General features: G+C 49.5%; 18 protein-coding genes. 3 read left to right on the forward strand and 15 right to left on the reverse strand.

Translation table 11 applies throughout. The features are described from left to right. Window positions 1–2 precede the first annotated feature (2 nt). Window positions 3–353, reverse strand: a complete 351-nt coding sequence (locus AZF00_RS13310; RefSeq protein ID WP_197465658.1) for a diacylglycerol kinase family protein — start codon at window positions 351–353, stop codon at window positions 3–5. Between the two features lie 131 nt (window positions 354–484). Between AZF00_RS13310 and glpE the strand changes: the two genes are divergently transcribed. Further along, window positions 485–766 carry a thiosulfate sulfurtransferase GlpE gene (gene glpE / locus AZF00_RS13315; protein WP_008248571.1) on the forward strand — a complete coding sequence of 94 codons (282 nt, stop codon included), beginning with the start codon at window positions 485–487 and terminating at the stop codon, window positions 764–766. A gap of 93 nt (window positions 767–859) precedes the next feature. On the opposite strand, the gene sppA is transcribed toward glpE, so the two are convergent. From sppA to arsC, 4 genes are read right to left on the reverse strand one after another with little or no spacing between them, the layout of a single operon-like run. Next, window positions 860–2,677, reverse strand: a complete 1,818-nt coding sequence (gene sppA / locus AZF00_RS13320; protein WP_008248569.1) for a signal peptide peptidase SppA — start codon at window positions 2,675–2,677, stop codon at window positions 860–862. After that, window positions 2,674–3,066: a DUF2069 domain-containing protein gene (locus AZF00_RS13325; protein WP_008248567.1), complete on the reverse strand. Its 393-nt coding sequence runs from the start codon at window positions 3,064–3,066 to the stop codon at window positions 2,674–2,676. Before AZF00_RS13325 ends, sppA begins: the two co-directional genes overlap by 4 nt. A 7-nt stretch (window positions 3,067–3,073) precedes the next feature. After that, window positions 3,074–3,670, reverse strand: a complete 597-nt coding sequence (gene wrbA / locus AZF00_RS13330) for an NAD(P)H:quinone oxidoreductase (protein WP_008248565.1) — start codon at window positions 3,668–3,670, stop codon at window positions 3,074–3,076. 36 nt (window positions 3,671–3,706) lie between these two features. Next, a complete protein-coding gene (gene arsC, locus AZF00_RS13335; RefSeq protein WP_008248564.1) occupies window positions 3,707–4,060 on the reverse strand; it encodes an arsenate reductase (glutaredoxin) in 354 nt (117 codons plus the stop codon). An 85-nt stretch (window positions 4,061–4,145) separates the two neighbouring features. On the opposite strand from arsC, the gene AZF00_RS13340 reads away from it, so the two are divergent. Continuing rightward, on the forward strand, window positions 4,146–4,601 hold the full coding sequence (locus AZF00_RS13340; protein WP_008248563.1) for a TlpA family protein disulfide reductase: 456 nt from the start codon (window positions 4,146–4,148) through the stop codon (window positions 4,599–4,601). Here the strand turns inward: AZF00_RS13340 and AZF00_RS13345 are convergent. The 10 genes from AZF00_RS13345 to AZF00_RS13390 all read right to left on the reverse strand — a co-directional run bounded on the left by AZF00_RS13345 (window position 4,573) and on the right by AZF00_RS13390 (window position 15,349). After that, window positions 4,573–5,121, reverse strand: a complete 549-nt coding sequence (locus AZF00_RS13345; protein WP_008248562.1) for an O-acetyl-ADP-ribose deacetylase — start codon at window positions 5,119–5,121, stop codon at window positions 4,573–4,575. The two genes, AZF00_RS13340 and AZF00_RS13345, sit on opposite strands and share 29 nt — an antisense overlap. Window positions 5,122–5,151: 30 nt before the next feature. After that, window positions 5,152–6,399, reverse strand: coding sequence for a PGAP1-like alpha/beta domain-containing protein (locus AZF00_RS13350; RefSeq protein WP_008248561.1), 1,248 nt, complete (start codon window positions 6,397–6,399; stop codon window positions 5,152–5,154). Between the two features lie 49 nt (window positions 6,400–6,448). Beyond that, window positions 6,449–7,192 carry a TerC family protein gene (locus tag AZF00_RS13355; RefSeq protein WP_008248560.1) on the reverse strand — a complete coding sequence of 248 codons (744 nt, stop codon included), beginning with the start codon at window positions 7,190–7,192 and terminating at the stop codon, window positions 6,449–6,451. A 155-nt stretch (window positions 7,193–7,347) separates the two neighbouring features. Next, window positions 7,348–8,028, reverse strand: coding sequence for a VIT1/CCC1 transporter family protein (locus tag AZF00_RS13360; RefSeq protein WP_062383911.1), 681 nt, complete (start codon window positions 8,026–8,028; stop codon window positions 7,348–7,350). Window positions 8,029–8,053: 25 nt separating this feature from the next. Beyond that, on the reverse strand, window positions 8,054–10,360 hold the full coding sequence (locus AZF00_RS13365; RefSeq protein WP_062383913.1) for a response regulator: 2,307 nt from the start codon (window positions 10,358–10,360) through the stop codon (window positions 8,054–8,056). Continuing rightward, a complete protein-coding gene (locus AZF00_RS13370; RefSeq protein WP_062383916.1) occupies window positions 10,338–11,147 on the reverse strand; it encodes a phosphate/phosphite/phosphonate ABC transporter substrate-binding protein in 810 nt (269 codons plus the stop codon). Before AZF00_RS13370 ends, AZF00_RS13365 begins: the two co-directional genes overlap by 23 nt. Beyond that, a complete protein-coding gene (locus AZF00_RS13375) occupies window positions 11,148–12,434 on the reverse strand; it encodes an OprO/OprP family phosphate-selective porin (protein ID WP_062383918.1) in 1,287 nt (428 codons plus the stop codon). Between the two features lie 390 nt (window positions 12,435–12,824). Continuing rightward, window positions 12,825–13,091 (reverse strand): DUF4404 family protein, encoded by a 267-nt coding sequence (locus AZF00_RS13380; RefSeq protein WP_008248554.1) that lies wholly within the window; start codon window positions 13,089–13,091, stop codon window positions 12,825–12,827. A gap of 78 nt (window positions 13,092–13,169) precedes the next feature. Further along, complete coding sequence (locus AZF00_RS13385; RefSeq protein ID WP_062383921.1) at window positions 13,170–14,627, reverse strand: sigma-54-dependent transcriptional regulator; 1,458 nt, start codon at window positions 14,625–14,627, stop codon at window positions 13,170–13,172. Further along, entirely contained in the window at window positions 14,624–15,349 is a 726-nt protein-coding gene (locus tag AZF00_RS13390; RefSeq protein ID WP_008248550.1) for a response regulator, read from the reverse strand. The genes AZF00_RS13385 and AZF00_RS13390 overlap by 4 nt, the downstream gene beginning before the upstream one ends. Window positions 15,350–15,709: 360 nt before the next feature. On the opposite strand from AZF00_RS13390, the gene AZF00_RS13395 reads away from it, so the two are divergent. Next, on the forward strand, window positions 15,710–18,388 hold the full coding sequence (locus AZF00_RS13395; RefSeq protein WP_082793674.1) for a response regulator: 2,679 nt from the start codon (window positions 15,710–15,712) through the stop codon (window positions 18,386–18,388). Window positions 18,389–18,405 lie beyond the last annotated feature (17 nt).

The following is an 18,405-nucleotide window of genomic DNA, read 5'->3' on the forward strand; positions in this document are numbered from 1 at the left end:
TCTTAACGTATCAAGCCCGGAATAAACACCCAAAGCCCGACTAGAACCGCAAACCCGGCACTAACCAGCACCCCAGCGGCAGCCACATCCTTCGCCTTGCCAATAAGCGCATGGGTTTCTGGCACCGCCGCATCAGCCAAATACTCTAGGGCGGTATTGAAGGCCTCAGCCATCCAAACTAGCGCAATAGCAGCAAACACCATAATCCACTCGACACCACTCAAGCCCGTTAAGAGGCCCAGTGCCACTACGCAAATAGCGACTACAAAGTGAATGCGCGCGTTGTGCTGCTCCACCAACAAAATACCTAAGCCATTTAAGGCATCACGCAGACTGGCGAAACGATCTAACAAAGAAAATTTCCTGCCGCGCTGGCGGCGTTCAGTTTTTGCTCTCATCGCGGTACTATGGCCCCCTATTTTTTACAATTCAGATAAAGCTCATGCCTAACTTCAAACATATATCCCCTCAAGATGCACACGCAATGGCGGCAGCAGGTAATTGCCAACTTGCGGACATTCGTGACGAGCAGTCCTTTGCCACCGCCCACATCCCGGCGGCCACGCACCTCGACAACCAAAGCCTTCAGCAGTTTGTCGAGGCTGCGGATCCCGATAAAGCCCTTATCATCTACTGTTACCATGGCAACAGTAGCCAGAGCGCAGCCCAGTATTTTGTTGAAAAGGATTTCACCGAGGTCTACAGCATGGATGGCGGCTTTGAAATGTGGCGACAACTCTATCCTCAAGATACTGTTACCGGTTAACACCCCATCAGCTAGCCGCTGCAATATTAACCGTGGTGCCTGTAAACGCCTGCCGACACCAACAGGTGGCCGCCGTTGATATTCAAGGACGTGCTAAGGCGCCACACACATAATACAGAAGGCATACACACCGCGACTGTCTCGCAATTGCAGCATCGACGACCACGCTGGCAGTACGCTATTTAAGGTACTCAGCAACGGCGAGGAGCTTTGCAATACCTGTTTCACCATACCGGAGCCGAGCAGCAGCTGTATTAGCTCTTCTTCGGGCGTGAGCGGCAAGCGCAAGACGCGACTGCTGGTATCCGACAAGCCCGCCAAGGCCGCCGCCGATGCCACCGCTTGTTTTAAACCGCCAAGCTGATCGACCAAACCAAGCTGCTGAGCATCCACCCCACTCCACACCCGCCCTTCGGCAATCGGTTCCACCTGTTCAACGAGCTTATTTCGGCCGTCTGCCACAATACCAATAAAGCGGCGGTAGCCATGCTCTATACCTGACTGAATTGCGCGCTCGAGAATTGGATCTAGCGGAATATCTGGCCGCAACTTCCCGGCCACTGCGCTGGTTCCAATACCATCGGTACTAATGCCAAGGCCGCTCAACATTTCGTCTACTGTGGGGAAGGCGCCAAAAATGCCAATTGAACCAGTAAGTGTGGCTGGGGTTGCCCATATTTCATCGGCACCAGCAGCAATCCAATAACCGCCCGAAGCCGCCATGCTACCCATAGAAACGACTAAAGGCTTACCAGCCTCCTGCAACTGCGCTAGCTCGGCACGAATGACTTCAGACGCAAAAGCCGAACCACCGCCGCTGTCGATACGCAGCACCACCGCTTTAACGTCGTTATCGCGACGGGCTTGACGAATTAAGCTCGCCAGACTGTCACCGCCAATAGTGCCCGCGGGCTGGGTACCATCAACGATATTGCCACTTGCCACAATAACACCAACACCGGCGGGCTTGGCGGGTCTTAGATTTTGATTTAAGGCGAGGTAGTCTCGGTAGAAAATATGCTTATAGGCGCCGTCTTCGTCTTCACCTACTCGTTCAATCAGCATTGATCGCAATGCTGGGCGACTAACAATACCGTCGACCAAACCGTAATCGAGTGCGGCTTGCGCCGAATCACCGTTGACCTTGGCCATGACGTCATCAATATGATTCACATAAAAATCTAACTTCTCGGCCGATATTCCCCGCCGCGCGATAAGGGTATCGCTATACACCGCCCACAGCTGATCTAACCAGGCCTTATTTGATTCCTTCGCCGCATCCGACATATCGTTGCGGAGCAAGGGTTCAATGGCCGACTTAAAACTGCCCACTTTAAAAACATGAAAGCGGATTTTCAGTTTATTAATCGCATCTAAAAAGTAATTGCGAATAACCGCAAAACCTTCAATGCCGACCCCACCCATATTGTGAACAAAGATCTGGTCGGCAAAACTGGCCAGCAAATACTGGTCCTGATTATAGTGACTCGCGGTCGCGACCACAGTTTTACCGCTGTCGCGAAAGCGATTAATGGATTCAGACAGCTCTAAGGTTTTGCTCAAACCAATGTGTTTAAGCTCATCAAGTTGCAGCAGTATCACCTCTATACGTGGGTCCTCTGTTGCCAAATCCACGGTTTCAATCAAATCACTGAGCAAGGTTTCGGTCGGCAAACCGCTTGAACTTAGCTGAGTTAAGGCATCAACAGCAGTGATTTGGTCAACCACAACGCCTTCTGGCGTAACAATAAGCACGGCACCATCGGGCACACTCACCGTCACGGAAGTAAACAAGGCGGTGAGGACAACACCGACAAAAATAACAAATAATATATTGAACACCCAGCGCCGAGTGCCCTCAATAATCGCGACTATGCGCGAGAAAAAGCCGCGTTTTTTAGTCACTGTCATTCGCTTGCCGTCCCCTCTGCCTGCTTGGCCTTAAGCATTTGTGCCTGCCAGCGGATAAACGCCGTCGCGCTACAAAACAACACAACGACTACCGCTAACTCAATATAATTAAACCAGATAACATAGGGCGACATCGCCTCGGTTACCGCCATCGCAAAATACATTAAAATCGCAAAACACAGCCAAGCAATACTGCGCAGCTGGTGTTTAAATACTCCGTAGGCAAACAGCAGTATCGGCACTGTACGAATTAACCAAATACTGATACTCGGCTGCCGCCCTTCTTGAACCCATACCCATGTACCAAGGGTCAGACTCAATAAAAAAGCGATATAGCTTATTTTCATTGCCCATGCAGCGAACAGCGCGCGCTTTTCTATTACCGTCATATTTACCTCAGGATTGCAGCTTTTTACTTAATACTGCGATACGCCGACCCAATGCCGCCGCTAATTCAAGTTCGGTACTGTCTACCGCCCGGCCATCTTGTCCAGCCACATGTGAAGCCCCGTAGGGGGTTCCACCACTTTGGGTGGTCGTTAACGCAGCTTCGCTGTACGGCAAGCCCGCAATCACCATACCGTGATGAAGCAACGGCATCATCATTGTTAACAACGTACTCTCTTGGCCACCGTGCATACTCGCGCTAGAGGTGAACACCCCCGCAGGCTTACCAATTAGCGCCCCGCTCATCCACAAACTCGATGTACCATCGAGAAAATACTTTAACGGTGCGGCCATATTGCCAAAACGCGTGGGGCTCCCCAACAGTAAGCCCGCACAATCACGCAAGTCGTCTTCGCTAGCATACAGGTGACCGCACTCGGGTATCTCATCGGCAGTTGCTTCACAGACCGCAGACACCGCTGGCACAGTACGAATTCTTGCCTCAACGCCCGCTTGTTCTACCCCTCTGGCAATCTGCTGCGCCAAGCGTTCAGTGGCGCCGTGGCGACTGTAATACAAAACCAATACAAAGGAATCACTACTCAAGAAATACGCCCTCTTAAATCTTTGCGCCCATCCACTTTAATCAATTAGCGCCAAGACATTTTCAGGTGGTCGACCCAACACCGCGCGCGAGGCCTTCACCACAATCGGTCGTTCAATCAACTTAGGTTCGGCCGCCATGGCCGCGATTAACTGGGCATCACTTTTACTTGTATCCGCCAAGCCCAATGCCTTATAGGCATCTTCGCCTTTACGCAGCAATTGCCGAGGGCTAATCCCGAGCTTTACAATAAGCTGCTTTAGCTCCGTCGCCGACGGCGGCGTTTCGAGATACGCTATAATTTCAGGTTCAATACCCTTGTCAGTGAGTATCTGCAAGGTTTGCCGAGATTTTGAGCACCGTGGATTGTGGTAAATGGTATAATCAGCCATACGTTCCCCGCGTCATATTTCAGTAATTTTATCGCGGCATTATACACCCCCCAGCCCGTCGGCAGGACCAGCATCGAGTATTTACATGGACACAAAGCCAATTAGGTCACTATTTTTTTTACTCTTATTGGGCATCAGCGCCTGCAGCAAACCCGATTTCACCACAGTAGACGGCAAGGCTGGACAATTTAGCCAAGGAAAGTGGCAGCTCATCAACTATTGGGCAACATGGTGTGGCCCTTGTCGCGAGGAAATTCCAGACCTGAATGAATTTGCCAAGGCCAACACTGACATTAAAATATACGGTGTTAATTACGACGGATTAGAGGGTGAGGCCTTAACGGCGGCCATTGCGGAAATGGGTATTACGTTTCCCTCGCTGAATGCTGACCCAGCCCCCCAGCTCGGCGTACCTCGACCGCAAGTATTGCCGACCACCTTATTGCTCGACGCGAACGGCAAGGTACAAGCCACACTCACCGGCCCCCAAACCCGCGAAAGCCTCGCTAGCGCTATTGAGAAGGCCGCAAAGCAATACTAGGGTTCACCCCCGCTGCCGCACATGCGGCAGCCCAATGTGCTGCCATTTGGCGACTAAACGCAACTAAATAGATGTTTTGCAAGGCGCTATCTGGAGCCCAGCGTCGCAGTGTCGCGACCGCAATTTCAGTCGCCTCGCGATGAGGGTAGGCGTAAACCCCGCAACTGATCGCGGGAAACGCAATGGACTTAAAACCTTCGGCCTCGGCAAGCTGAATACAGCAGCGATAACACGACGCCAGCAACTCCGCCTCACCCTGCTGCCCGCCGCGCCATATTGGGCCAACAGTATGAATAACGGCTCGGGAAGGGAGTAAAAAACCGGGACTAAGCTTAGCATCCCCGGTGTCACAGCCCTGCAACTGGCGGCAATAGGCCAACAGCGCCGGCCCTGCCGCCCGATGAATTGCACCGTCCACACCACCACCGCCGAGCAAGGTCGAATTGGCGGCATTCACAATGGCGTCGACGGCCATTGTACAGATATCGCCTTCGATTATATGAAAGCGTGGCATCGACATCGCAAACCCTCACTCAATTGCACAGGGCTTTTATTGACTAACACCTGACGAAGACGCCAGAAATGACTTAAGCACTTCATACACCTCCGGCCGATTGAGCAGCGCCATATGATTTACGCCTTGGCCCAGCCACTGATGATCGTCGTCAAATCCAAGATGGCGCAAGGGATCCCGGTGACGACCCAGTGCGCTGCTGACGGAGACCAAGCCGTCACCAATCACACTATTTATCACAGGGTGCGCATCAACCGACGTCGTCGCAGCAATGGCATAACACGCTACGCCCTGTGGCAGAGGGATCGGCATTCGGGTATCGCCAGCCATATCAAAACGATCACAGCCATTCCAATCTTCGTCCACAACATTGCCGTACCGCAAATCGGTAATTCCGCTGCTACGAATCTTAGCCAAGCGCGCAAACGGCGAGCTGTAGGGATTTGTATCCAGTAGCACGTCGATCCAGTTTCCACCGCGTTCAAGAACAGCGCCATGGTGTGGCGTCCCCAGAAACACCAATTTCCGCAACTGCTGTGGCCAGCGCTGAGCTTCTTGCACGCCGTAATGACAGGCACTTCGCGACACCAGACCGCCCATACTGTGGGCGACAATATAGAACTCGGTGTCCGCCTGCACACAATCACTAAGCTGTTCTAGCAAATGCGCAAAAGCGCGACCATTCTCAGAGGTGTGCAAGCCGGAGTTATAACGAAGATACAGGGCAGTAAAGCCCTGCTCATCCGCCAAGGCATCGCCGTGATTGTGACCCTTGCGAGTCCACTGCTGATCGTTCATGCACAAACCGTGAACAAAGATGGCAATCCGCTGCTGGCCTGCCAGCAGGGCTCTCAATTCATTATTGTCAAGGGCTTTGCCATCGCGACAGAAGGCCATGGCGATTGCCAGTGGGTTGCCTTTTCGCTCGAGGTGATCCCCAAGCACGCCGTTCAGTGCTGATACGACGGCGGCCCGGCCCGGTGCACTTTGGTTGTCGGTGATTTTGCTCGTCAAACGCGGAATCAAGACATCCAGTCCAAACCCCAGCAAACCATTCACCTGACGGATACTGCGATACACCAAGCCACTAATACCACCCGTGCGTTTATTCACTGGGGTAGTTTTGCGATCCAAGGCAGGGGCATTCGCACTTAGCACGCCACCTACTGTAATAATCGCATGGTGCAAGCCCTCCGCAATGTCGCTTACGCCAGCAATTGCATCGACCGTCAAGCGTCCTGCAGCCAGGACATCGCCAAGTAATTTTTGCTCTTCAGTCGTCATGACACTCCTTTCAATTTTTGCACACGCAGGCGTCATCCAATACGCTAACTCACTCAATTTGCTTATTTAATTTTATCATTTTGGCGCCACGCGCTCGGCGAGTTCGCATGTTTAAAACCTCAACAAGTACCGAAAATGCCATCGCGAAATACACATAGCCTTTCGGCACATGCACATCAAAGCCCTCAGCTATTAAGGTAAGGCCGATCATAATCAAAAAGGACAAGGCCAACATTTTAAAGGTCGGGTTTTCGTCGACAAAATCACCTATTGGTTTGGCGGCGAATAGCATCACCAGCACAGAGACAACAACTGCAATTACCATAATAGATAAGTGATCTACCAAGCCAACGGCGGTAATTACCGAGTCCAGAGAAAACACGATATCCAAAATGGCTATTTGCACCAGCACCATCCCAAAGCTACTCACAGCTACTGCAACACCAGACTCCTCGGTAACTTCAAAACTACTGTGAATTTCATGGGTCGACTTACCAAGTAAGAATAGACCGCCTAAAATCAAGATTACATCGCGCCCGGAAATCTCGTTACCGAAGGCCGTGAACCAAGGTTCAACCAAGCCCATTACCCAAACCAAGCTAAAAAGTAGCGCTAAGCGTGACAACATCGCCAAGCCCAAGCCCAGTTTCCGCGCGAGGTCACGCTGCTCTGGTGGTAAGCGACCAACCAGTATTGAGATGAAAATAATATTGTCGATACCCAATACAATTTCTAAAGCCATCAGCGTGAAAAGCGCAATCCAAGCATCGGCATTCACTATCCATTCAAACATTTTAAAACAACCTCAGTAGCAGCAACATCGTAATCGAACCCGAAGCGACATTACTACGAAGCCGACAAGGAAAACATTGGCCGAACGGGAAATATTCACATTACTTTAGCGCCGAACGGAGGTTTGAAAAATGGCCTTTAAATAAGCGTCCTAGCTTAGGCAAACCAGTGACCCACTAACGCCGTTAACAGCATAGCGAGAGCACCCCAAAAGCAAACTCGAATAGCGGCTTTGAGCACTGGCGCGCCACCGGCGCTCGCCCCAAGAGCACCAAGTAGTGCGAGAAAAAGTAAAGCGCTAAACGACACCGCCCAAATCACTGCACTTAGGGGCACCCACAGTGCCACTAGCAAAGGCAGGCCCGCGCCAAGCACAAAGCTGCCAGCCGAAGTAACCGCGGCCTGCAGGGGCCGCGCAGAAAATGCCTCAACAATACCTAGCTCATCCCGAGCATGTGCGCCAAGAGCATCGTGATCCATTAGCTGAGTAGCGACCTTGGCCGCGAGCTGCTCATCCAAACCCCGCTCGATATATATTGAGGTCATTTCGGCATGCTCATGCTCTGGCTGCTCAGCGAGTTCGCGTCGTTCCTTATCTAAATCTGCCTGCTCGGCATCAGCTTGGGAACTTACCGACACGTACTCACCTGCGGCCATCGACATAGCACCAGCCACTAAGCCCGCCACCCCGACCATAATAATATTACTCTGAGTGCTATTCGCGGCTGCCACACCAACAATCAAACTTGCCGTTGATACAATGCCGTCATTGGCGCCCAAAACCGCAGCGCGCAACCAGTTTGCGCGGTGTACTCGATGCCCTTCAATATGATTCATTAGCCACCATTGTCACGCAATTAGGTCATTCATGCTGCCGACGATAATCGTCGATAAATTGCTTTGCCGCAGCATACTCCGCAGTCATTTTTTCTGCCATGCTATCAAGCGTCAACCAAACTTCTTCGCTCAATACACCCTCGGCAGGCTCATCGCCGCCTGCGGAAAAATGCGTCTGTGCCTCTAATGCAGCACAGGTATCTGCCAAACTATAGGCGCCCATAGAACGCGCTGAGGATTTAAATTTATGAGCTTGCATATACACATTTTCAGGATCTCGCGCGCTTAGCGCGTCGAGAATAGCCTGAATGTTTTCGGGGCTAGAATCGGTAAAGCTTTTAAAGATCATGCAGTGCATAGATACATCGTCGCCAATCATCGACACCAGCTGACTTATATCAATAGCAAGCGCTTCTGGCTCTGGCTCCAGCTCATCCCTTAGATCGTGCGTATCAGTATATTTTTCGGCAGGAGAATTCCCCAGACCCAAATTAGCATCAACACGCGCTAAAATTTCTTTCAAGGCATTAATCTCAACTGGCTTAGGAATAAAATCATCTGCGCCGCTGGCAAGGCAGTCGGCCACATCCCTTTCCATAACATTGGCCGTAATCGCCACAATCGGCAAATGGACTCCAGAGACCAGCTCTGCCTCGCGGATTCGCTTGGTCAATTCATAGCCATTCATTTTAGGCATCTGAATATCGGTCAGCAGCACATCGTACTCCTCTGTCTGCAAACACTGCCATGCGGCCAAGCCGTCATTGGCAAATGTGGCAGAATATCCCAACAATGCCAGCTGCTGACGAATCACATCTTGATTCACCGTATTATCTTCAGCAACCAATATTCGCAGCGCGGTGTTAACGTCCTCACTTGCCGTCGTTACTGCCATTTTCTCCGGCGGCAACAATGCTCTCATGGGAACATGCTCATCGGTAGCCAAGGGCATTTCAATCCAAAACGTTGATCCCCGACCCAAAACGCTCTCTGCCCCCATCACCCCGCCCATTAACTCAAGCAGTTGCTTGGTAATCACCAAGCCTATACCCGTTCCTTGAGTTGCACCCAACTCTGCACCCAGACGATCGAAAGGTGTAAAGAGCTTATTTAGCTGCTCCTGCGCTAAGCCCTTACCCGTATCGTCAATACAAATTCTGACCGAACTTTCGCGTCGCAAGTAGCTAACGGTGACGATTCCCGCTGCGCAGTTATACTTAACCGCATTGGACAATAAATTTAAAATGGCTTGCTTTAGTCTAGTGTAGTCACCAGCAACTAAAATATCATCGGGCACTGGTCGGGTGAAATAAATGCTAATTCCCTGGCCGCTGGCGGTTGATGACACTAAATCCACGCATTCGCCTACCACATCAGCCGCGCTAAAACGCTCAATATTGAGGCTAATATTTCTAGACTCAATTAAGGTTAAATCAAGCACATCATTAATCAGTGAGAGCAAATATTCACCGGCGTTATAAATATTCTTACCGTGACTTTTATAGACGTCGCTGGCGGCATCGTCGTATTCAAACAACTGCGCCAACCCCAAGATCGCATTGAGCGGCGTGCGGAGTTCATGACTCATGCTAGACAAAAAATCAGATTTTGCGCGATTAGCCAGTTCAGCCTCCTGCCTTAAGATCTCAAGCTTAGCTTGGTGGCGCTCAATATTGCTGCGCATTTCAGCAAAACCGGCAACCACATTAGCAACTTCATTATTAAATACCCTTGGCAAGGGAGAGTGGTAATCGCCATCAGCGAGCTGTTGAAATGACGTCATCAATCCTCTGAGCGGGGTTATAACGGTCTTGTTAATTAAATAATAAACTACGCTAAACACAAGCATTAGCGCTAAAAACAGAACAGAAGCTAAGGTAAATTGTAGACGGTAGCCTTCACGTAATTCGGCACTAAAATTGGCTACGAGTACGATTCGCCCAAGATTTTTTCCCAAAAAATTAATATCGTGAGAAATAATAATATCGTCTTCTTCAAGCCCTAGCGTCCAGCTACTCAACGGGTAAAGCTGTTTGCCCTCCGCATCCGACACTTTTATTCTCAGCCAATTTCGATGTTCGCTAAGTTGCGCATCAAGGCTTTCATAGAGTTCTGCATATTGATGACTTAATAATGGCGTCACGATAGAAGCCGACAACTGTCGCAAGGAGCGCTCAGTAGCGTTGGTAAGCTCCTTTTTAACCCAGCGATCCTGACTCGGCAAGGTATAAAAAACGAGTAAACAGCAGACCACAAAGCCCAAAAATCCCGCCACCAACAGGCTTTGGGTTTTTAGGCCATAAAGCCATTTACTTCGGTACGTAGAAGTCATGCAGTCCCCAATCCGTCAAGGGTAAATATTCATCAATATTTGTCGCTACCGCTCGTCGCATGGGGATTTCAGCAAGTAATTTTTGGGAATCAACATTCGAGGCCATCGCCAGCAAGCTCTCGCTAATTCTTTGGGCCGCGTCCCTCGGCACCCGGGGATGAACAACGATAGGATGGGGATTCACCGCCCGCGTTTCGTAAAGCACCATCAGCATATCTTGTAACGCTGGCGCCTGCTCTTTCAATGTTCGTTTTACCCCACCACCCGCCATTGTTGATTGCAGCGCAACATTCAAATAAACCGAAGAATGGGTATCAACATACTTAGGAACAATATCAATGCCGTGAATCATTTTTAAATCTGCACGCATTAATAATGACGCGCCAAGCGCGTTCGGTGCCGGAAAGGCAATTTCAGCGCCTTCTAATTGCTTTACACTCGTAATGCCGCTGTCCTTGCGAACAACCAATATGCCTTTCAACTTGCGATCACCGTCCCTAACTATAGGCAGGTACTGCTGAGTTTCATAAGCCACAATCGCGTGCCAGGGATTCATATAAGCGATATCAAAATCGCCACGCTGAAAGCTCGCTTCAAACTCCGGAATCGATTTACTGGTAAGCAAAACAAAGCTATCGCCGGTGCGCTTGGCCAGTTCGTCGAGTATCGGCAGCCAAACTTCATTAAGACGTCGCGCCTCAAATTGTGGTACTACGCCAACACGATATTCAGCAGCACTCACGCAAAGACTTTGCAACAATACAAACGCTAGAATGATGTTTTTCATTTACAGCACCCACTCTGCGCGCAACTGGAATAGCTCTGGCTCCGCCGTCTGCGGATTTGAAGTCGCTAAAACTTTAATGTATTCGGCGCTAAAACGAATTTGTGGGCTTGCATAAACATTCAAGCCCAAGGTTAAATCTTGCTGCTCTCCGCCTAGAACATCCCCGTCACTTAGATCCACCTCACTCACGCGCAATGCCAGTTCCCAGGCCCCGATGCCGTTTCGCCCCAATATACTGCGAGGTTTAACCGTTGCGTAACGACCTTTTTTGTAAGACCGACGATCTCCCGTGAGAAAATAACTCGACTGTATATACCAGCCATCAAAATTTAGATCACCCTCACCGCGCGTCAAGGTGGCCGCCATATACTCCGCCTGCAAGTTAAAGCGATTTAAGGTCAATGCCGCCTCTAAGCCGGTCTGCGAGTAACTATCTACACCCGCTATTTTTTTAGTATCAACTAAATTAACCTTGGTCACCTTGCTTTCAGGGCCAGATTTATACGTCATATCCAAGTGGTCGCCACGGTCACCAAAGAGCCCCGCTAAACCAAGGTGCACAAACGAGGAGTTGGCCTGATAGGGCAACCAAGTAAGCCTGCTACCTACTATCCACTCGCCGTCTTCACCGGCCGTATTCTGATCGGCCGTGTCACCAAATACACCCGTGTTCCACGTCCAGTTCGGGCCTGACAAATTGATACCCGTGCCCAAGTGCCAGCCAGGCTTAAAGGCAAAACCCAGTGATCTTTCCATAAACGTATTGGCATGGGAACTGGCCAAGGCCTCAAGCGAAAATGGTACGCGATAATTACCGGCGATAAGCTCCGTGCCCTCCTTAAGCCTATAGCTTAAGTATGCATCTTTGACACCTTTTAGGTCGCTGGCAGCAAAGTCGTATTCAAATTTATACTGCCAATCACCGTATAGCTTACCTTTCACATAAATTCTGGCGCGGCGTAGGGTCGTGCCGTCGCCCATATTGATACCATCGTCATTGTAAACCGCACCATGAACTTCTACTCGGCCGCCGAGCTGGGCAGAAAACTGCTTATCTGCTGACACGACTTTCAAACCACTACGGGCACCTGCCGTTGATCGCGGCGGGCTGGTCTCGACTAAATCAGGCTTAGCGCTCGCCTGCTCAGCCATTAAGCGCTGATACTGCGCCTCATCAATCGTGCCGTTAGCTTTGAGTACATCCAATAATGAATCCAGTTCCGAACCTGCAAATGCAGCCGAACTGAGCATTAACGACATCGCCAATAAAGTATGGGGAGGCTTCATAATACATTCCTTTTATATCCATCAATATTGCGAGCAGACCGCTAAGGAGTCAGTTAACGGCATTTACTCGCATTGTGCTATGCATTCAGCAAGTACAATGCCAGTGATCGAATTTCCGCGCTGCCGGAAAAATCATTAAAGGATAAATTCATGAAAAGCCCGCAATAGCTGACTCTCGGCGACGATATAAAATAATTATTATAGATTGCCGCGGCGAACACTAACGCGATCCGTAGCCGCCACTAACACAAAAGGTATGCTTTTCTCAAAATGCACCGCAAAATGAAACGTAAAACAAGAAGCATAACGCTCCCAATCAACTGTAAACACATATCCTTACAGCACCGTTGGCGTAGCAGTGTTTTTTACACCACCGCGCCTAATTTTCACTTATACCCCAATACTAGCAAGTTTAACCATGATGTCTTTTAAAATCCCGGCCACTGTCGGGTGGTCAACTTCAAAATTCGACACCAGATCTTCCAAGCGATCCTGCAAACTGCTGTCCTCTAAGACAAACTGCGGGCCAACACCCAATTCACGGTCAATGTCGTCGACTATGGCGTGAAGTTTTGCGCGATTTTCTTGATTAACGGCCAGCCCATCAATTTCGCTTTGCAAACGCTGTAATTGTTCGTGTAATTGTTTCGGATCCATACAACTCTCCCTATCAATCTATTTAGCATAGCAAGTAAACGCTAAAGCCTGTTCTCAAAGCACTGCAATACTAAAATATCAGCCTTCGCCGCCACTATCCCAACTTTTTTTCTTGCGATAAATTGTCGACGCGCTCACCCCAAGACACGCGGCGGCCAAGGGGATATTGTCACCACATTGTTCAATTGCGTACTCAATAGCCTCTTTTTCCACAATCCAGAGCGGGCGAATGCCCTGCATACCGGCGCCAGTCGGGCTAGAAACCGAACCAAAGCTAGGAACACTGTTTGACGGCACCACTGCGGCGGGTTTAGCGGGCGCTTTCGACAAAACTGGCGCCAACGACGGCATCATTTCAACACTCACCAATTCGCCGTCATTAATAACAACAACATTCTCAATGACATTCTGCAGTTCACGAATATTACCCGGCCAATCGTGCTGCATAATCATGGATTTTACTTCGGGCGTGAAGCCACGAAATTGTTTGTCATTTGCTTTGGTTTTCTCAGCCAGAAAATGTTCCGCCAGCAGCATAATATCGGTGCCGCGTTCACGCAGTGGTGGAAGCTGCACCGGAATAACATTGAGACGGTAGTACAGATCTTCACGAAAACGGCCCTCGCCAACTTCTCTGGCGGGGTCGCGGTTGGTGGCACACACAATCCGAATATCGCTGTGCAATACGGCCTGACCACCGACCCGGCTGAAAGTACCAGTCTGTAAAAAACGCAGTAATTTCGCCTGTAAGTTCAAATCCATTTCACAGAGTTCATCCAGGAACAAGGTTCCACCAGCAGCTAATTCCGCCGCCCCCTTGCGCTGACTGACGGCGCCACTGAACGCGCCTTTTTCATGACCAAAAATTTCCGACTCAAAGAGGTCTGCGGGTATAGCTGCGCAGTTAATAGCAATGAACGGTCCATCGTGTCTCGCGCTGGCCTTATGCAATGAGAAGGCACACACTTCCTTACCCGTTCCGCTTTCGCCTGTAACAAATACACTCGCCTTACTTTTGGCAGCACTATCCAAGAGCCTAAACACAGTCGACATCGCCAGTGAATCACCAACAAAATATTCACTAACCCCGGTGTGTAATTTACTAGCACTCGGTTTGCCTTGCACTACTGCGGCAGGAACCGCGGCAATATCAGCCTGATGCTGATCTACTGCGCTTGCAATAGAGGTTAATAAGCGGTCTTTTGAAAAAGGTTTTTCAATAAAATCAAAGCCGCCTAAGCGCATAGCATCCACGGCAACATCAATTGAACTATTCGCCGTAATAATCACCACCGGCGCAGGCTTTTCCTGCCGGTTAATAAAGCTTAACACCTCTAAACCACTGATATCCGGCAAACACACATCCTGCAACACCACATCCGGCATCTGCTCCTTAACACCCAGCAACGCCGAATGGCCGTCAGTAAAATGTTTGGTGCTGTAGCCAGCCTGTTCTAGGTAGCTGCAATACAGGGCGCCGCTCGAGAGACTATCTTCTACCACATACACTAGCTGTTTGTTTGGTACCGAATTCATTGGCCTTTCCTCTCGGCGGACGACAAATATTCTTTTGCCGCGTGATGCGCCGCATTAATTCGCTCTAAAAGCCCCGTTGCCGCAGCCGATAAGTCGTCTGCAAACTGCTCTGTATTTTCGTTCAGTTGGCGAGCAAACGAAGCCAATTCGTTCGCTCCGTACAAAGCCGCTGAGTTTTTCAATATATGCGCCACAGCCAAATATTCTTCGGTATCATCATTTTTCAATGCCTGGCTTATTCGTACGCTCATCTGCACCAACTCTTCAACAAACATTCCAATTAAGCGCGTCCCCACCTCGTCACCTAGATCGGCAAAAAGCTGAGAGACGACGCTAGAATCTATCGACGCAGACGAAATCGGGAAATGCTTTGTCACCGCCACCAGCAAGCGATCTGCGGTAACAGGTTTAATGATTAGTTCGTCAATGCCAGAATCATAAAGACGCTGACACTCCTCTTCTTTGTGCACACCACTCAAGGCAATAATAATCGCGCCATTATTTTCATTTTTTGATTTTCTAATGCGCTGCGTAACTGCGGACCCTGGCAAGCCCGGCATATACTCATCGAGTAATATCAGATCAAAACGCTCGCGCAACGCAAGCGCTAAAGCTTGCTCGCCATCGGTTGCAACCAGCACGTCGTGGCCCATTTTTTCGAGCATAATTTGCGTGGCCATCAGACTCGGTAAACTATCATCAGCCAATAAAATCTTTAACATTGTTGTACTCATAGGCTCAACTCTCGGCTATAGCATGTCATGGGGCATTAAACCCTTAATATACTTAGTAACATGCAATTTCCTAACCAGACTGCAAAAACATAAGGAAATACCTATAAATCAAACAGTTAAAGTATCAGTATCACCGTTCAAGTACGCTCTATGAGACAGTGTAGACTGCTTATTCGCATTTTGCATATCAAGTTGCTATGCATAATTCATTATTCTTCTGGGAGCACTGCCATAACTGCACATTCTTGCTAAGGTACTGAAATTTTAAGTGAATACCGATTCTTTGACAGTTTCTGCTAACATCAAGACGACAAGCCAACAGTACGTCAATTCGCTGAGAATACGCTAATGAGCCCACTTACGACACCAAGCCCCCAGCCAATTGTCGAAATACTTGCAACGCTGACACTTGAACCGAATGGCGTGATCGCCAGTATTAGCTGCTCGTCAGAGTCATCGCTTACTTCCGTTACACCTCAGCAGACAATCAGCGACATCTTCCCAGGGCTCATGGATACCGTCAAAACCGAGCTGAGACCCGGGTCAGGATTGTCGCAGTCATCAGTCATTGCCACGCTACCAAACAGCGACACCAGTTGTTTAATAAAAATTCAAGTTACTGACTCACCTGCCACCCCCTATTTAGTCTACGTATTGGCCGACCACTTCGCGTTAAGCAGCGTGCAACAGCGCCAGAGACGACTCGAAATCATTGCCCGCTCATTGTATACCTCACATTTAGATGCCTTGGTGACCATCGACGATAGCAGTATCATCCATGAGTTTAGCCCGTCGGCAGAGCGATTATTTGGCTACACACGGGAAGAAGCGATAGGTCAGCATGTTGCCGACATTGTTATTCCGCCAAATATGCACACCGCGCACAACGAGGGAATGGGTCGCTTCCATGTCAGCCGAAGTGGCCCAGTCATCAATACCCGTATCGAAATTGAAGCCATCCGCCGCAACGGTGAAATATTCCCCTGCGAACTCACCGTCGTGCCGACCGAGGAATATCAAGGCACAACGTATTTTACCGCTTCCATTCGTGATATTAGCGACAGTAAAGCCCATGAGACGGCACTCAAAAAAGCGAAGGAGATAGCCGAAGCGAGTAACCAAGCCAAATCTCGCTTTCTTGCCCATATGAGTCACGAAATCCGATCACCGCTCAACGCCGTGATTGGCTGCATGGATTTACTCCTAGACTCCGGTCTGACTGACGCACAAATGCCACTGGCGGAAACCTCGCTCGAAGCAGGTCACGGCCTGCTAGGCATCATCGAAGATGTACTGGATTTCTCTAAAATAGAAGCTGGCCAACAAAAGATCACACCTAGTGTGTTCAACTTAGTTGAGCTTTGCGAGCAGGTTAGTGAAGTCATCAGCATTCGCGCCGGTACCAAGGAAATTAATATCGGCTGTTGCATAGACCCCCAGCTACCCGCAGAGCTTATTTCTGATGCCAGCCATATTCGTCGCATTCTCACGAACTTAATGGATAACGCGGTAAAATTTACCGAGATTGGCGGTGTCGTTCTTAAAGTCAGCCTTGGCGATACCGACCCAGAACACCAGCACGTCGATATTGTATTTGAGATTAGTGACACGGGCATTGGAATACCGGCAGAAAACCAAGCCAGCTTATTTCAGGAGTTTGCTCAGGTAGACAATAGTGACACCGCATCATACGGCGGCACTGGCTTGGGCCTCGCGATCTGCCGCGATTTAGCTGAACTGCTTGGCGGTCAAATCAATCTTAAAAGTGACCCCAGTTCCGGCAGCACGTTCACGGTATTGATCCCTTTTAAGACCACGGCGAATAGTGAAAACGCACTCCCAGAACTCACACAGATAACACCAATTTCGGTCTATTCTGACAATAAATCGTTTAGGTCGACGATGGCCCAGCAGTGTCAAAATTTAGGTATTCCCTGTGCCTTTATTGAGCCCAGCACAAAGGCAGTAAAGGACCTAAATAAAACTAAAAACCACTTTGTGGTCGTTGACACCAGTGCGGAGCATTTTAATATTGCGCTTGCCGAGTTAAGCGACGCCGTAGGTTTTACTAAACCCAATATTCTACTCTACGCGCGGCCGTATGCCCCCGACATCATCATCGGCGCAAAGTCAGAGGGATTCCAACATATATTACAACGCCCATTGAAGGCATCCAGTTTCATCCAGCGCCTTAATATGATGAGCGGCGGTGCTGGTGCCGCTCATCATGTAGAAGCGCAGTTGGAGAATAGCGCAGAATCTGGCAGCAACACCTCACGAAGAATATTATTGGCCGAAGACAATCTCGCCAACCAACTAGTCGCCAAGACTATGCTCAGTCGCGCCGGTTACCAAATAGACATAGCGAACAACGGATTAGAAGCAATTGCTGCATTAGCTAAAACCCAATATGACCTGATTTTGATGGATGTCAGAATGCCGAAACTCGACGGCATTAGCGCCACCCAAGAAATTCGCAAGAGTGATGCGAGTTGGTCCACTATCCCAATCATTGCAATGACAGCCAATGCGTTTGACACGGATATTGAGCGATGCCTTGCCAGCGGTATGAACGCGTTTTTGCCCAAACCGGTCAATCGCAATGATTTACTTAACACGGTGAATAAGTTTATGAACGGCGACAATCATTCGCACATTGCAGAACAAAGTCGTAGCCCAGATGGAGAGGCTGTGCTCGAACTGAACATCGTCAACAAACTCATCGCGGATACCTCCACAGAGGCTGCCGCAGCTATTATGGGAATGTTCATCCAAGAACTTGAAAAATTTCGCACACATTTAGCCATCTTTACAGAGTCATCAGAATTAAAACCTCTGCGAGAAATCGCTCATAGCTGTAAAAGCAGTGCAGGCTATTGCGGCGCTGTACGATTTCAGCAATTGGCGCAAAAAATCGAAACCAGCTGCGATCTTCAAGATCGCGCCAGGCTCACCATTCACCTAACACATTGCGATGACGTCATTACCCAAACGATAACTGCAATAAATCAGTTTTTAACAAAGTAATTGCAAGTGTAAGCGCT

Source organism: Zhongshania aliphaticivorans (assembly GCF_001586255.1).
Classification (GTDB): domain Bacteria; phylum Pseudomonadota; class Gammaproteobacteria; order Pseudomonadales; family Spongiibacteraceae; genus Spongiibacter; species Spongiibacter aliphaticivorans.

Coding starts and splice junctions, on each gene's coding strand:
- glpE (WP_008248571.1), top strand. CDS start 485: ATGGCGGCAGCAGGTAATTGCCAACTTGCGGACATTCGTGACGAGCAG.
- sppA (WP_008248569.1), bottom strand. CDS start 2,677: ATGACAGTGACTAAAAAACGCGGCTTTTTCTCGCGCATAGTCGCGATT.
- AZF00_RS13325 (WP_008248567.1), bottom strand. CDS start 3,066: ATGACGGTAATAGAAAAGCGCGCGCTGTTCGCTGCATGGGCAATGAAA.
- arsC (WP_008248564.1), bottom strand. CDS start 4,060: ATGGCTGATTATACCATTTACCACAATCCACGGTGCTCAAAATCTCGG.
- AZF00_RS13340 (WP_008248563.1), top strand. CDS start 4,146: ATGGACACAAAGCCAATTAGGTCACTATTTTTTTTACTCTTATTGGGC.
- AZF00_RS13345 (WP_008248562.1), bottom strand. CDS start 5,121: ATGTCGATGCCACGCTTTCATATAATCGAAGGCGATATCTGTACAATG.
- AZF00_RS13350 (WP_008248561.1), bottom strand. CDS start 6,399: ATGACGACTGAAGAGCAAAAATTACTTGGCGATGTCCTGGCTGCAGGA.
- AZF00_RS13355 (WP_008248560.1), bottom strand. CDS start 7,192: ATGTTTGAATGGATAGTGAATGCCGATGCTTGGATTGCGCTTTTCACG.
- AZF00_RS13360 (WP_062383911.1), bottom strand. CDS start 8,028: ATGAATCATATTGAAGGGCATCGAGTACACCGCGCAAACTGGTTGCGC.
- AZF00_RS13365 (WP_062383913.1), bottom strand. CDS start 10,360: ATGACTTCTACGTACCGAAGTAAATGGCTTTATGGCCTAAAAACCCAA.
- AZF00_RS13370 (WP_062383916.1), bottom strand. CDS start 11,147: ATGAAAAACATCATTCTAGCGTTTGTATTGTTGCAAAGTCTTTGCGTG.
- AZF00_RS13375 (WP_062383918.1), bottom strand. CDS start 12,434: ATGAAGCCTCCCCATACTTTATTGGCGATGTCGTTAATGCTCAGTTCG.
- AZF00_RS13380 (WP_008248554.1), bottom strand. CDS start 13,091: ATGGATCCGAAACAATTACACGAACAATTACAGCGTTTGCAAAGCGAA.
- AZF00_RS13385 (WP_062383921.1), bottom strand. CDS start 14,627: ATGAATTCGGTACCAAACAAACAGCTAGTGTATGTGGTAGAAGATAGT.
- AZF00_RS13390 (WP_008248550.1), bottom strand. CDS start 15,349: ATGTTAAAGATTTTATTGGCTGATGATAGTTTACCGAGTCTGATGGCC.
- AZF00_RS13395 (WP_082793674.1), top strand. CDS start 15,710: ATGAGCCCACTTACGACACCAAGCCCCCAGCCAATTGTCGAAATACTT.